At 70.4% G+C, this 13,113-nt stretch carries 11 protein-coding genes and 1 tRNA gene; 6 read left to right on the forward strand and 6 right to left on the reverse strand.

Going from position 1 to position 13,113, the window contains the following annotated elements:
• The first annotated feature begins 48 nt into the window (after positions 1 to 48).
• Positions 49 to 885: an NAD(P)H-binding protein gene (locus CRP49_RS23900; protein WP_097255234.1), complete on the forward strand. Its 837-nt coding sequence runs from the start codon at positions 49 to 51 to the stop codon at positions 883 to 885.
• On the opposite strand, the gene CRP49_RS46250 is transcribed toward CRP49_RS23900, so the two are convergent.
• Positions 882 to 1,421 carry a GNAT family N-acetyltransferase gene (locus tag CRP49_RS46250; RefSeq protein WP_257033476.1) on the reverse strand — a complete coding sequence of 180 codons (540 nt, stop codon included), beginning with the start codon at positions 1,419 to 1,421 and terminating at the stop codon, positions 882 to 884. The genes CRP49_RS23900 and CRP49_RS46250 overlap by 4 nt on opposite strands.
• Before the next feature lie 203 nt (positions 1,422 to 1,624).
• On the opposite strand from CRP49_RS46250, the gene CRP49_RS23910 reads away from it, so the two are divergent.
• Positions 1,625 to 2,983, forward strand: coding sequence for an aminotransferase class V-fold PLP-dependent enzyme (locus CRP49_RS23910; protein WP_097255236.1), 1,359 nt, complete (start codon positions 1,625 to 1,627; stop codon positions 2,981 to 2,983).
• Positions 2,980 to 4,392, forward strand: coding sequence for a lysine N(6)-hydroxylase/L-ornithine N(5)-oxygenase family protein (locus CRP49_RS23915; RefSeq protein ID WP_097255237.1), 1,413 nt, complete (start codon positions 2,980 to 2,982; stop codon positions 4,390 to 4,392). Before CRP49_RS23910 ends, CRP49_RS23915 begins: the two co-directional genes overlap by 4 nt.
• Before the next feature lie 42 nt (positions 4,393 to 4,434).
• On the opposite strand, the gene CRP49_RS23920 is transcribed toward CRP49_RS23915, so the two are convergent.
• On the reverse strand, positions 4,435 to 6,240 hold the full coding sequence (locus CRP49_RS23920; RefSeq protein WP_097255238.1) for a bifunctional UDP-sugar hydrolase/5'-nucleotidase: 1,806 nt from the start codon (positions 6,238 to 6,240) through the stop codon (positions 4,435 to 4,437).
• 149 nt (positions 6,241 to 6,389) lie between these two features.
• On the opposite strand from CRP49_RS23920, the gene CRP49_RS23925 reads away from it, so the two are divergent.
• Complete coding sequence (locus tag CRP49_RS23925) at positions 6,390 to 7,085, forward strand: SIMPL domain-containing protein (RefSeq protein ID WP_097255239.1); 696 nt, start codon at positions 6,390 to 6,392, stop codon at positions 7,083 to 7,085.
• 154 nt (positions 7,086 to 7,239) lie between these two features.
• Positions 7,240 to 8,676, forward strand: coding sequence for a pyruvate kinase (pyk, locus tag CRP49_RS23930; protein ID WP_097255240.1), 1,437 nt, complete (start codon positions 7,240 to 7,242; stop codon positions 8,674 to 8,676).
• Positions 8,677 to 8,751: 75 nt separating this feature from the next.
• On the opposite strand, the gene CRP49_RS23935 is transcribed toward pyk, so the two are convergent.
• A tRNA-Leu gene (locus CRP49_RS23935) sits at positions 8,752 to 8,826 on the reverse strand.
• 100 nt (positions 8,827 to 8,926) lie between these two features.
• On the opposite strand from CRP49_RS23935, the gene CRP49_RS23940 reads away from it, so the two are divergent.
• Positions 8,927 to 9,583 (forward strand): ANTAR domain-containing response regulator, encoded by a 657-nt coding sequence (locus CRP49_RS23940; RefSeq protein ID WP_097255241.1) that lies wholly within the window; start codon positions 8,927 to 8,929, stop codon positions 9,581 to 9,583.
• A gap of 71 nt (positions 9,584 to 9,654) precedes the next feature.
• Here CRP49_RS23940 and CRP49_RS23945 read toward each other — a convergent pair whose 3' ends face one another.
• From CRP49_RS23945 to CRP49_RS23955, 3 genes are read right to left on the reverse strand one after another with little or no spacing between them, the layout of a single operon-like run.
• Positions 9,655 to 10,371, reverse strand: a complete 717-nt coding sequence (locus CRP49_RS23945; protein ID WP_094220283.1) for an ABC transporter ATP-binding protein — start codon at positions 10,369 to 10,371, stop codon at positions 9,655 to 9,657.
• Positions 10,368 to 11,279 carry an ABC transporter ATP-binding protein gene (locus tag CRP49_RS23950; RefSeq protein WP_097257511.1) on the reverse strand — a complete coding sequence of 304 codons (912 nt, stop codon included), beginning with the start codon at positions 11,277 to 11,279 and terminating at the stop codon, positions 10,368 to 10,370. The genes CRP49_RS23945 and CRP49_RS23950 overlap by 4 nt, the downstream gene beginning before the upstream one ends.
• A 5-nt stretch (positions 11,280 to 11,284) precedes the next feature.
• Complete coding sequence (locus CRP49_RS23955) at positions 11,285 to 13,108, reverse strand: branched-chain amino acid ABC transporter permease (protein WP_097255242.1); 1,824 nt, start codon at positions 13,106 to 13,108, stop codon at positions 11,285 to 11,287.
• Positions 13,109 to 13,113 lie beyond the last annotated feature (5 nt).

Here is a 13,113-nt window from a genome sequence, read left to right on the forward strand (position 1 = left end):
AAGGCCAAGGACGACCAGGACGATCAACCCGAGCCCAGGAGGCAACCCGTGATCGTAGTCACCGGTGCGACCGGCAACGTCGGCCGTGCCCTCGTCGAGCGTCTCGTCGCCGCCGGCCGGCCGGTACGGGCACTGACCCGCGACCCCGAACGCGCGGGTCTGCCCCAGCGGGCCGAGGTGGTGACGTTCGCGCCGGAGGCGTCGGCGGCCCTGTTCGAGGGAGCGAGCAAGCTCTTCCTGTACGTCCAGGCGGGCGGCGAGCGGACGGCCGCCCTGCTGGAGGCCGCGCGCACGGCCGGGGTGCGCCACGTCGTCCTGCTCTCTTCCGGGATCATCCAGGAGGGCGCCGACGAGACCCATCCCATCCACGTCATGCACGCCACCGCCGAGCGGCAGATCCGTGACAGCGGCCTGGAGTGGACGTTCCTGCGCCCCAACGCCTTCGCCGTCAACGCGTTGCAGTGGGCGCCGCAGATCCGTGGCGGCGACACCGTCCACGGTGTCTTCGCGGGCATGCTCACGGCGCCCATCCACGAGGACGACATCGCCGCCGTGGCCGAACGCGCCCTGCTGGACGACGGTCACGAAGGCGCCGTCCACCGCCTCACCGGGCCCGAGGCGACCACCAACACCGACCAGATCGCCGCGATCGGCCGGGCAGTGGGCCGCGAGCTGACCTTCGTCGAGGTGTCCCCGGAAGAGGCGGGACCCAAGCTGTTCCCGCACGCCCCGCCGGAGTTCGTCCAGCCCTTGCTGAAGAGCTTCGCCGCCACCGTGGGCGTACCCCCTGAGATCACCGCCACGGTCGAGAAGGTCACGGGCACTCCGGCGCGCACCTTCGACCGGTGGGCACAGGATCACGCGGACGACTTCCGAGGCGTCTAGAACCTCAACTCCGCCCGCCGTACGCCCCCTTCGCCCCGCCCCGCCCGCCGGTTGCCCACCTCGGTCGGGGCGGGAGCGGCGGCGGCCAGGGTGAAACCGAGCCGCTCCAGGAAGCACTCACCGGAGCGCCAGCCCGCCGGGACCGTCGCCGTGACCAGGGGCACCCGACCGGCGCGGGCCAGCAGGGACTCGGCCAGCGCACGGCCGAGGCCACGGCCCCGCGCCCACGGCGCCAGCAGGAACAGCCCCACCGCCACCGCGCCCGGCTCCGGATGGTCCCGTACGGCGTCCACCAGGCCCGCGACCACGCCGTCCCGCTCCAGCACCAGGAGCACCTTGGCGTCGGGGCAAGCGCCCTCCGGCAGCGAGTAGAAGAGGCTCTGCACGTCCCCCGGCCCCGACGGCAGTCCCGTCGCCGCCACGAACCAGTCCTCGCACTCCGCGAACAGCGTGAGCAGCGGCGCCTCGTCCGCCGGACCGGGCTCACGCACCACCACCCGCTCACCGGGCACGTCGATCATCCACGCGTCAACCACCCGACCGACGTTAGCCGCAGGTCACCACGCTCCAACGCGTTTTCCCCGTACGGCAGTACCCACTTTCGGGTTCCGATCGTTGGGCTTTCCGGACGCGTGGGATTCTTCCCGTACAAACTGGAAGAACGCCGCACAGAAGTCCCTGCACCAGCCGGAAGCCCGCATGGTCGCCCCCTTGTCCCCGCGCCCCGGAGGAGAGCCCCATGAGCCTGCCGCCCCTCGCCTCAGGACCCGACGGCCCCGGAGCCCTGCGGCCGCTCCTGGACACCGTCATAGACGCGCTCGCGAGCGGCGCCCGAGCCCGCGGCGGACCGCTGCCGGCCGGCGGGCCCGAGGCCGTCGCCGCACGGATCGCCGACGCCCTCGGGGACGTCCTGCCGGACGACGGCGACCCGGGCGCGCTGCACGCCCTCGTGCGGGCCCTGGCCGAGGGTGCCGCCGACCCCGCGGACCCGCTGTGCGCGGCCCATCTGCACTGCCCGCCGCTCGCCGTCGCCACCGCCGCCGACCTCGCCGCGAGCGTCCTCAACCCGTCCCTGGACTCCTGGGACCAGGCCCCGGCCGCCTCCGCGCTGGAGGCCGAGGTCACCCGCGCCCTCGCCCAGGAGATCGGCCTCGCCGACGCCCTGGTCACCACCGGCGGCACCGAGTCCAACCAGCTCGCCCTGCTGCTCGCCCGCGAGGCCCACGGCGGCAGCGTCCAACTGGTCTGCGGGGCGAACGCCCACCACTCGCTGCCCCGCGCCGCCTGGCTGCTCGGCCTGCCCGAGCCGGTCGTCGTCCCCGCCCCGGGCGGCACCCTCGACCCGGCCGCCCTCGACGCGGCCCTGACCGCGCTCTCCGGCCCGCTGCTGGTCGCCGCCACCGCCGGCACCACCGACGCCGGGCTCATCGACCCGCTGCCCGAGATCGCCGGCCTGTGCACCGCCCACGGCGCCCGCCTGCACATCGACGCCGCCTACGGCGGAGGCCTCGCCTTCAGCGACCGGCACCGGGACAAGCTCGCCGGACTCGAAGCCGCCCACACCGTCACCCTCGACCTGCACAAGCTCGGCTGGCAGCCGGCCGCCGCCGGCCTCCTCGCCGTGGCCCGGCCCCGGGAACTCGCCGTCCTGCACCAGCGCGCCGACTACCTGAACGCCGACGACGACACCGAGGCCGGACTCCCCGACCTGCTCGGCCGCTCCCTGCGCACCACCCGTCGGCCGGACATTCTCAAGATCGCCGTCACCCTGAGGACGCTGGGCCGCGGCGGACTGGGCACCCTGGTCGACCAGGTCTGCGCCCGCGCCCGCGAGTTCGCCGCGCTCGTCCAGGGCCACTCCGGCTTCGAGCTGTACGACCGGCCCGTCATCAGCACGGTCCTGTTCCGGCCCGCCGGCGCGGACGACGACACCGTCGCCGCCGTACGCCGCACGCTGCTGCAGGAGGGCCGGGCCGTCCTCGGCCGCGCCCGTCTCGACGGCCGCCTCTGGCTCAAGGCCACCTTCCTCAACCCCCACACCCGGCCGGACGAACTGGCCCAGCTCCTCAAACTCGTAGAAGGAACGACCCCCAGATGACCATCCCCCCACGCCACGAGCCCGAGTCCCCGCGCGACCTGGTCGGCATCGGCATCGGCCCCTGCAACCTCTCCCTCGCCGCCCTCGCCCACCCGCTCGCCGAACTCGACGCCGTCTTCTACGAACAGCGCCCCGCCTTCGACTGGCACCCCGGCCTCCTCATCGAGGGCGCCACCATCCAGGTGCCGTTCCTCGCCGACCTGGTGACCCTCGCCGACCCCACCAGCCCCTGGAGCTTCCTCAACTACCTCAGGACCCGCGAGCGGCTCTTCCCCTTCTACTTCGCCGAGCGCTTCCAGATCCAGCGCGCCGAGTACGACGCCTACTGCCGCTGGGTCTCCGAGAACCTCCCCGGGCTGCGCTTCCGCCACCAGGTCGACGCCGTCCGCTGGAACCCCGAACGCGATGTGTTCGAGGTCGACCACACCCAGCTCGACGCCGAGGGCGAGGCCGAGGCGCTGGGCCGCACCTACACCCGCAACGTCGTCCTCGGCGTGGGCACCGCCCCCTACGTGCCCGACCCGCTCAAGCCCCTCGTCGAGGCGCCCGGCGTCCCGGTCTTCCACGCCGCCGACTACCTCGACCACCGCGCCGCCGTCCTCGCCGCCGAGCACGTCACCGTCGTCGGCTCCGGACAGTCCGGTGCCGAGGTCTTCCTCGACCTGCTCCGCAACCGCCCCGCCGGACGCGAGAAGCTGCACTGGATCGGCCGGAGCGAGGCGTTCGCGCCGATGGAGTACTCCAAGCTCGGCCTGGAGCACTTCACCCCCGACTACACCCGCTACTTCCACGCCCTCGCCGAGCCCGTCCGCGACCGGCTGGTCGCCGCCCAGTGGCAGCTGCACAAGGGCATCGACGCCGGCACGCTCGCCGAGATCCACGACGAGCTGTACCGGCGCACCCTGGACGGCGGCTGGCCGGACGCCGTCCTGACCCCCGGTGTCAGCGTCCGCACCGCCGGCCGCATCGCCACGACCAAGGTCGAACTGCACCTGGAACACGTCCAGCAGGGCAGCCGCTCCCGGCTCACCACCGACGCCGTCGTCCTCGCCACCGGCTACGGCGAACGCCCGCTCGGCCGCATCCTCGCGGGACTCGACCCCTACCTGCGTCGCGACAGCAGCGAACGCCTGCGCATCGACGAGGAGTTCCGCCTCGTCCTCGACCCCTCGGTCACCGGATCGGTGTACGTCCAGAACGCCGAGGTCCACACCCACGGCGTCGGCGCCCCCGACCTCGGCCTCGCCGCCTGGCGCAGCGCCCGCATCCTCAACTCCCTCACGGAGAAGGAGCCGTACCCGCAGCCCCTCCGAACGGCCTTCACCACGTTCGGACTTCAGGAGCAGCGGTCCAGGGTGCCGCAGACCAGGCAGGCGAAGCAGCTGACTCCGCTGGTCGAGGAAGGGTGAGAGAGGTGCTCCCTGGAACGGTGTTCCAGGGAACAGCTTTCCCTAGAACACCGGCGTGCCGTTCCGCGTCAGCTTCCAGTCCACGGACGCGAAGTCCTTCGGGTCCAGGACGCCCTTCGCGGTGACCCACTCCGCGATCCGGGTGCGGATCTCCGTCGACTCCGACCACAGCTCCTTGGCCGACGCGACATGCGGGAAGGCGCCGCCGCCGTTGGCACGGTAGTTGTTCACCGCGAACACGAACTGCTGGGCGTCGTCCAGCGCGGCACCGTTGAACGTGAGGTTCTTGATCCGCGAACCGGCCGGCTGGGCGATGTCGATGTCGTACGACAGGCCCGAGACGTAGTCGTAGTTGTAGTCGGGACGGCCGCCCGCGTTGGTCAGCTTCTCCACGTCGACGGCGGCGTCGGTGGCCGTCTGGACGTAGTACTGCGCCGAGTACTCCAGGTACGCCCGCACCTGGGCGCCCGTCAGCAGCTTGGCGACCAGCGTGTTGTCGTACACGTACAGGCTCGACAGGTCCCGGATGGTCACGTTGCCGGCCGGGATCTCGGAGGTACGGGAGAACGGCGAGGCCTGCGCGATCACCGGCAGCGAGGCGTACTCGGTGCCCGCCAGCGCGGCCTTGACCACGTCCTCCTGGACCTTGGTGATCAGGTCGATGATCGGGGCGTCCTTGTAGCGGGCCTCGACGGTCGTCAGGGTCGCGGTCGCGGTGCCGACGACCTGGTTCACGTACGTCACGACCTTCGCGTGCTCGTCGCTGAGCAGCTTGGTGATCTTCGGGTCGTCGGCGACCGAGTTGGAGTTGAGCACCTTCGAGGAGACGGACTCGACGGCCCACCGGCCCTTCTCGAAGACCAGCTCGATGTCGAACACGGACAGCCGCTCCGCGTACGCCAGCGGCTCCGACAGCACGACCGTCTTCCCGGTCTTGTCGTTGGTGACCTTCAGCTCCGGGATCTCCACGTGCGCGTGGCCGACCAGGACGGCGTCGATGTCCGGGACCTGCTTGGCGACGTTGGCGGCCGCGTTCTCCACGTACGGCAGCTGGTCACCGTACGACGAGGTACCGGAGGATCCGGAGTGCGCCGAGACCACGACGACGTCGGCACCCAGCGCCTTCAGCTTCGGCACCCACTTCGCGGCCTGCTCCTCCAGGCCCGGGAACGCCAGCTTGCCCTGCACGTACGCCTTGTCCCAGATCGCGATGCCGGGGTTGGTCAGACCGAGCACGGCGACCCTGACCGGCCGGGCGCCGGGCACGTGGAAGGTCTTGATGAAGTAGGGCGGGAAGGCGGGCCGCAGCGTCTTGGCGTCGACCGCGTTGGCGCCGAGCAGCGGGAAGTCCAGCTGGTCCTCGAACTTGCGCAGGGTCTCGATGCCGTAGTTGAACTCGTGGTTGCCGAGCGCGGCGGCGTCGTACCCGATCGCGTTCATCGCCTGCGCCATCGGGTGGACCGGGCCGCCCTTGGCGGTGATCGGGTCGACCTTGGCGTAGTAGTACGTCAGCGGGGTGCCCTGGATCGTGTCGCCGGCGTCCAGCAGCAGCGTGTTGCAGTGGCCCTTCTCCGCGCGGATCTGGTTGACCAGCGTCGAGATCCGGGCCAGGCCCTGGGCGTTGCCCGCCTTGTCGGTGTACTCCGCGTTCTTGAAGTAGTCCCAGTTGAAGACGTGGCCGTGCAGGTCGGTGGTGCCCATGACGGTGAGCGAGTAGCGCTTCACGTGCTTCCCGGGCGCCTGCTGCTCGGCCGCCTCGGCCGCCGGAGCCGCCGCCGCACCGGCGATCGCCACTCCCGCCCCCGTCGCGGCGGACTTCTTCAGGAACTTCCGGCGGTTCAACGGCATCTCTCGGTCTCCTCGGGGAATGGTCAACAACGCGCGTAGATTCTGACCCGTTCATGACCGACGGCAACAGGTCCGTGAGGTTTCGATCTGGTGACCTGTGAGGTGAACTCCGGCCGCCGAAGCGGGAGGTGCGTGACAGAGTGGGACGTATGACCTCTCCGTCGACCGTCCCGTACGGCACCCCCGACGCCCCCCTCCTCGTGGTCCGCGGCGAGGCCGACCTCGACGTCGAGCCCGAGATCGCCCGCATCGGCGTGACCGTGAGCGCCCGCGGCCGTGACCGGCGCTCCACCCTGGACGACCTCACCCGGCGCAACACCGCCGTTCTCGACCTCGTGAAGTCCTACGGTGACGCGGTGGAGGAGCTGTCCACCGGCGCCTTCTCCATCACCCCGGAACTCACCGAGCGCGGCCGGGGCGAGCGGGTGCGCAGCTACCAGGGCCGGGTCCACCTCGGCGCCGAGTTCTCGGACTTCACCGTCCTCGGTGAACTCACCACCCGCCTCGCCGACTTGGAGCTGACCCGGGTCGACGGCCCCTGGTGGTCCCTGCGCCCCGGCTCGCCGGTGCACGCGGAGGCCAGGCGGCGGGCGGTCGGCGACGCGCTCCAGCGGGCCCGGGAGTACGCCGAGGCCCTGGGCACCTCGATCGCCGCCCTGATCGAACTGGCCGACACCGGCGCCGAGCGCCCGCGGGCCGGCGGGGCCGCCTTCGCGCGGGGTGTCCGGCGCATGGGCATGGCCGAAACGGCCGAGCCCGCCGAACCTCTCGATCTGGAACCCTCGCGACTGCGGGTGACGGCCCAGGTCAGCGCTCAATTCACTGTGGTGCCGCCGCGACTGTGAATTGCGCGGGCCGAGAATCGACGCCCGAAAAGAATCGCTCATAGGAGCGGGCGGCTGCACAATTCAACACTTGTCAATAGCCCTTTACGTAAAGGTTGTTGAGTGGTCATGTAGCCCGGATTCTCTACCGGCGGGTAAGGCCTAGGCTCGAATCATGCGCCGAGCAAAGATCGTCTGTACCCTGGGGCCCGCCACCGACTCGTACGACCAGATCAAGGCACTGGTCGAGGCCGGAATGGACGTCGCCCGCTTCAACCTCAGCCACGGCACGCACGCCGAACACGAGGAGCGTTACCAGCGCGTACGGAAGGCGGCCGACGAAACCGGTCGCAGCGTCGGAATCCTCGCCGACCTTCAAGGTCCGAAGATCCGGCTCGGCCGCTTCAGCGAAGGACCCGTACTCCTTGAACGCGGCGACTCGTTCACCATCACCGTGGAGGAGGGCGTCGAGGGCGACCGCCACACGTGCGGCACCACGTACGCCGGCCTCGCCGCCGATGTCACCCCGGGTGAGCGCGTCCTCGTGGACGACGGCAAGGTCTGCCTGGAGGTCACCGCCGTCGACGGCCCCCGGGTCCACACCCGGGTGATCGAGGGCGGGGTGATCTCCGACCACAAGGGCCTGAACCTCCCCGGCGTCGCCGTCTCCGTGCCCGCCCTCTCCAAGAAGGACGAGGACGACCTGCGCTGGGCGCTGCGCACGGGCTTCGACGTCATCGCGCTGTCCTTCGTCCGCAGTGGCAAGGACGCCGCGGACGTCCACCGCATCATGGCGGAGGAGGGCCGCCGCCTCCCGGTGATCGCCAAGGTGGAGAAGCCGCAGGCGGTCGACAGCATCGACGACATCGTCGCCGCCTTCGACGGCATCATGGTCGCGCGCGGCGACCTGGGCGTGGAGATGCCGCTGGAGCAGGTCCCGATCGTGCAGAAGCGCGCGATCAAGCTCGCCAAGCGCAACGCCAAGCCGGTCATCGTGGCCACCCAGATGCTGGACTCGATGATCGACAACTCCCGTCCGACCCGCGCCGAGGCCTCGGACGTGGCCAACGCGGTCATCGACGGCACGGACGCGGTGATGCTGTCCGGCGAGACCAGCGTCGGCAAGTACCCGATCGAGACCGTGCGGACCATGGCGAAGATCGTCGAGGCGGCCGAGGAGGACCTGCTCGCCAAGGGCCTGCCGCCGCTGACCGAGCGGAACAAGCCCCGCACCCAGGGCGGCGCGGTCGCCCGGGCCGCCGCCGAGATGGGCGACTTCCTGGGGGCGAAGTTCCTGGTGGCGTTCACCCAGTCGGGAGACACGGCCCGCCGGCTGTCCCGCTACCGCTCGCCCATCCCGCTGCTGGCGTTCACCCCGGAGCCGGCCACTCGCTCCCAGCTCAGCCTCACCTGGGGCGCGGAGACCTTCCTCGGCCCGCACGTCGACTCCACGGACGCCATGGTCGACCAGGTGGACGAGCTGCTGCTGAAGTACGGCCGCTGTCAGAAGGGTGACGTCGTGGTCATCACGGCGGGCTCCCCGCCCGGTGTCTCCGGCTCGACCAACCTGGTCCGGGTGCACCACATCGGCGAGGACGACAGTCCCAAATAGTGGAACACGCTACGGAAAAGGGCCCCTCATCGAGAGGGGCCCGCCAATTCAGTGACCTTGGAATCCAAGGAAAAGTGCCCCGGGTCGGACTCGAACCGACACTGTACGGGTTTTGAATCCGTTGCCTGCTGCCAATTGGGCTACCGGGGCTCGCAGAATCCAAGGTTTCCCCCGACCCTCCGCGCGTCCACCATACCGTAGCTAGGTAGGCTCTTGTCAGCAGTACCCCTGCCCTGAACGAGGAGCCCCCGTGACCGCCGAGTCGCCCCAGCCCGTAGACGCGCCCGACGACGACAAGTCGCACGTGCCTCCGCTGACGACCCGTGTCGTCATCGCCGAGGACGAGGCCCTGATCCGGCTCGACCTGAAGGAGATGCTGGAGGAGGAGGGGTACACCGTCGTCGGCGAGGCCGGGGACGGGGAGCAGGCCGTGGAGCTGGCCCGCGAGCACCGGCCGGACCTGGTCATCCTCGATGTCAAGATGCCCAAGCTGGACGGCATCTCCGCGGCCGAGAAGATCGCCGAGGAGTCCATCGCCCCGGTCCTGATGCTCACCGCCTTCTCCCAGCGCGACCTCGTCGAGCGCGCCCGGGACGCCGGTGCCATGGCCTACCTGGTGAAGCCGTTCAGCAAGAGCGACGTCGTACCGGCCATCGAGATGGCCGTCTCCCGCTTCACCGAGCTGAAGCAGCTGGAGCAGGAGGTCGCCGACCTCACCCAGCGGCTGGAGACCCGCAAGCTGGTCGACCGCGCCAAGTCCATCCTGCAGACCGAGTACGGGCTGACCGAGCCCGCCGCCTTCCGCTGGATCCAGAAGACCTCCATGGACCGCCGGATGTCGATGCAGGAGGTCGCCGTGGCCGTCATCGCGGACAACGAGGAGAAGAAGTCCGCCAAGAAGGGCTGACCTTCCCACGTGAACGACCAGGCCCCCGCCCCGGAGAAGAGGGGCGCGGGCCTGGTCGTCTGCCTCGGCGGTCAGTCCTCGCCGAGGTACGCCTTGCGCACGGACTCGTCGTGCAGCAGGTCCTGACCCGAGCCGGACAGGACGATGTTGCCGACCTCCATGACATGGCCCTGGTCGGCGAGCGAGAGCGCCGCCTGGGCGTTCTGCTCGACCAGCAGGATCGTCGTGCCCTGGGACTTCAGCTCGGCGATCGTCGCCATGATCTTCTGCATCATGATCGGCGACAGACCCATGGACGGCTCGTCCAGCATCAGCAGCTTCGGCTGGGACATCAGGGCGCGGCCCATCGCCAGCATCTGCTGCTCACCGCCCGAGAGGGTGCCCGCGGCCTGCTTCCTGCGCTCCCCGAGGATGGGGAAGAGGTCGTAGGCGCGCTGGATGTCCTTCTCGATGCCCGGCTTGTCGCTGCGCAGGAACGCACCGAGGCGCAGGTTGTCCTCGATGGTCATGCGCGGGAAGATGTGCCGCCCCTCGGGGGAGTGGGCGAGCCCCAGCGAGACCACCTGGTGGGCCGGGACCTTCTTCAGCGACTTGCCGTTGAACCTGATCTGCCCGCCGACCGGCTTGAGCAGGCCGGAGAGCGTGCGCAGGGTGGTGGTCTTGCCGGCGCCGTTGGTGCCGATGAGGGTGACCACCTCGCCGGCCTCGACCTTGAAGGAGATGCCCTTGACGGCCTCGATCTTGCCGTAGGCGACCCGCAGGTCCTCTACTTCGAGCAGTGCGGTCATCGGTCGTTCTCCTTGCCGGGCGCGGCGTCCGTCGTGGCCTCGGCGTGCGCCTCGGCCGCCTCGACCTCGGCGACCTCCTCGTCGCCGGGAGCGTTCTCGAAGGGTTCGCCGAGGTACGCGGCGACGACCCGCTCGTCGCCCTGCACGGTCGCGCTGTCGCCTTCGACGAGTTTCTGGCCCTGCACCAGGACGGCGACGCGGTCGCAGAGGTTGAAGATGAAGCGCATGTCGTGCTCGATGACGAGGACGGCGATGCCCTTGTCCCGGATGGCGAAGACCAGTTCCTCGGTGGCCCGGGTCTCCTGCGGGTTCATACCGGCCGTCGGCTCGTCCAGGAGCAGCAGGCCGGGCTCGCTGGCCAGCGCCCGGGCGATCTCCAGCTTGCGCTGCTCGCCGTAGGGCAGGTTGCGGGCGAGGTGCTCGGCCTTCGCCTCCAGGCCCACGAACTCCAGGAGTTCCATGGCGCGGGCGCGGGAGGCCGCCTCGGCCTTGTGGAAGCCGGGGCCGCGCAGCAGCGCGGACCACAGGCCCTCCTTGGTGCGGGTGTGGCGGCCGACGAGCACGTTCTCCAGGACCGTCATGTTGGCGAACAGACGGATGTTCTGGAAGGTGCGGGCGATGCCGGCGGCAGTGACCTTGAAGGACTTGGGCGGCAGGACGTTGCCCTTGTAGCGGACCTCGCCCTCGGTGGGGATGTACAGGCCGGTGAGGCAGTTGAAGAACGTGGTCTTGCCGGCGCCGTTGGGGCCGATCAGACCGACGATCTCGCCGCTGTTGACCGTGAGGTCGACGTTGTGCACGGCGGTCAGACCGCCGAAGCGCATCGTGACGCCGCGGGCGTCGAGCACGACCTCGCCGGGTGCGGAAGCGCCGGGGACGGCGTCCTGGGTGGTGGTGTCGGTGGTCATCGTGGTCACGCCCCTGCCTTGCTGAGGACGGCGGGCGCTTCGGTCTCTTCGTGGAATTCGAGCTGCCGACGCCGGTTGGGGATGATGCCCTCGGGGCGGAAGCGCATCAGCAGGACGAGCGCACAGCCGAAGGCGAAGAGCTGGTAGTCGCCCAGGAACTGGAGCTTGGCCGGGATCAGGTACAGCAGCGCGGCGCCGACCAGCGGACCGGAGATGGTGCCCATGCCGCCGAGGACCACAGCGGCCAGCAGGAAGGCCGAGTTGGGCGGGACGACGTGCGCGAACTGGTACTGCTCCGGGGTCACCGTGTAGGTGACGTGGGCCTGGACGGAGCCGGCGAGGCCGGCCATGCAGGCGCCCAGGGCGAACGCGATGAGCTTGACCCGGAAGCCGTTGATGCCCATGGCGAGCGCGGCGGTCTCGTCCTCGCGGATGGCGATCCAGGCGCGGCCGATGCGGGAGTCGCTGCTGCGCCGGAACACCACGACGACGATGAGCGTGATGAACAGCATCAGCAGGAAGTAGTTCGCGAACCGGCCGATGGTGGTGCCGAGGAGCTGGTGCTCCTGGCCGAAGTCGAAGCCGAGGATGTTCAGGTTCGGGATCGAGGAGATGCCGTTGGAGCCGTTGGTGACGTCCGGGCCCGAGGTGCCGTCCATGTTGAGGACGGTGATGCGGAAGATCTCACCGAAGCCGAGCGTCACGATGGCGAGGTAGTCGCCGCGCAGCCGCAGGGTCGGGGCGCCGATGAGGACACCGAAGACCATGGCGACGGCCGCGCCGCAGAGCGCCGAGGCCCAGAACGGCCAGTGCACGTGCAGCGGCGAGGACGGCGAGCCGGAGACCAGGGCCGCGGTGTAGGCGCCGACACCGAGGAAGGCGACGTAACCGAGGTCGAGGAGGCCGGCGAGGCCGATGACGATGTTCAGGCCGAGCGCGACGGTGGCGAAGATCAGGATGTAGACGCCGATCGTCGCGTACTGGTCGTCGGACTGGGTGAAGGGGAAGGCGGCCGCCGCGACGAAGGCACCGGTCATGGTGATGTTGCGGTGGCGCGCGGTGATCGCCGAGACCCGGGCCACGAGCCCGGCCTTGGCGAGGGCGCCGAAACCGAAGCCGGCGGTGATGAGGAAGCCGATGAACAGCTGGTCGTACTGGGTGCCGATGCCGTAGGTGAAGACGATCAGACCGACCGCCATCGCCGCGATGATGACGAGGATCTCGACGTAGGCGGACAACTTCGGGGCCGGGGCCGGGGTCTTGGAGGCGAAGGCCGCCTTGAAGTTGCTCCAGTTCTGGCGGGCCTGGTGGCGGAACGCCTCCAGACCGGTGTCGTCCGGGTCGGCGGGCTCCGGGGCCGGCCGCTCGTACGGCAGGGCCAGCGCGCCGACCAGGGCCGCCAGCGTGGCGACGGCCACGACGAAGCCGCCGGCCTCCAGGTTGACCAGGCCGCCCAGCTTGGCGCTGATGGCGATGACCGTGTACCAGGCGGTGGCGAAGGCGCCGAGCGCGGACAGCTTCAGGGCGCTGTCGGCGCTGCCCGGGGTCAGCCACTTCAGGCCCTTGACGCCGTAGGAGGCGAGGCCGAAGACGGTGGTGAGGATGCCGCCGATCAGGACGAGGACCTGAAGGCCGCCCGGGTAGCCGTAGACGGTGAGGTCGCCGGGGAACGCGGCGGTCCAGGTCCAGGCGAGGAAGGTGGAGACGATCGTCAGGACGCCGCCGCCGGTGGCGAGGGCCCGTCCGAGCGGGGCGGGCAGGCCGATCAGGCCGGACGGGGCGGCCGCGGGAGCGCTCGGGGTCTCGGATGCGGTGGTCTGTGTGGTCATCGGTG

The sequence above is a fragment of the Streptomyces sp. Ag109_G2-15 genome (assembly GCF_900215565.1).
GTDB classification, from domain to species: Bacteria; Actinomycetota; Actinomycetes; order Streptomycetales; family Streptomycetaceae; genus Streptomyces; species Streptomyces diastatochromogenes.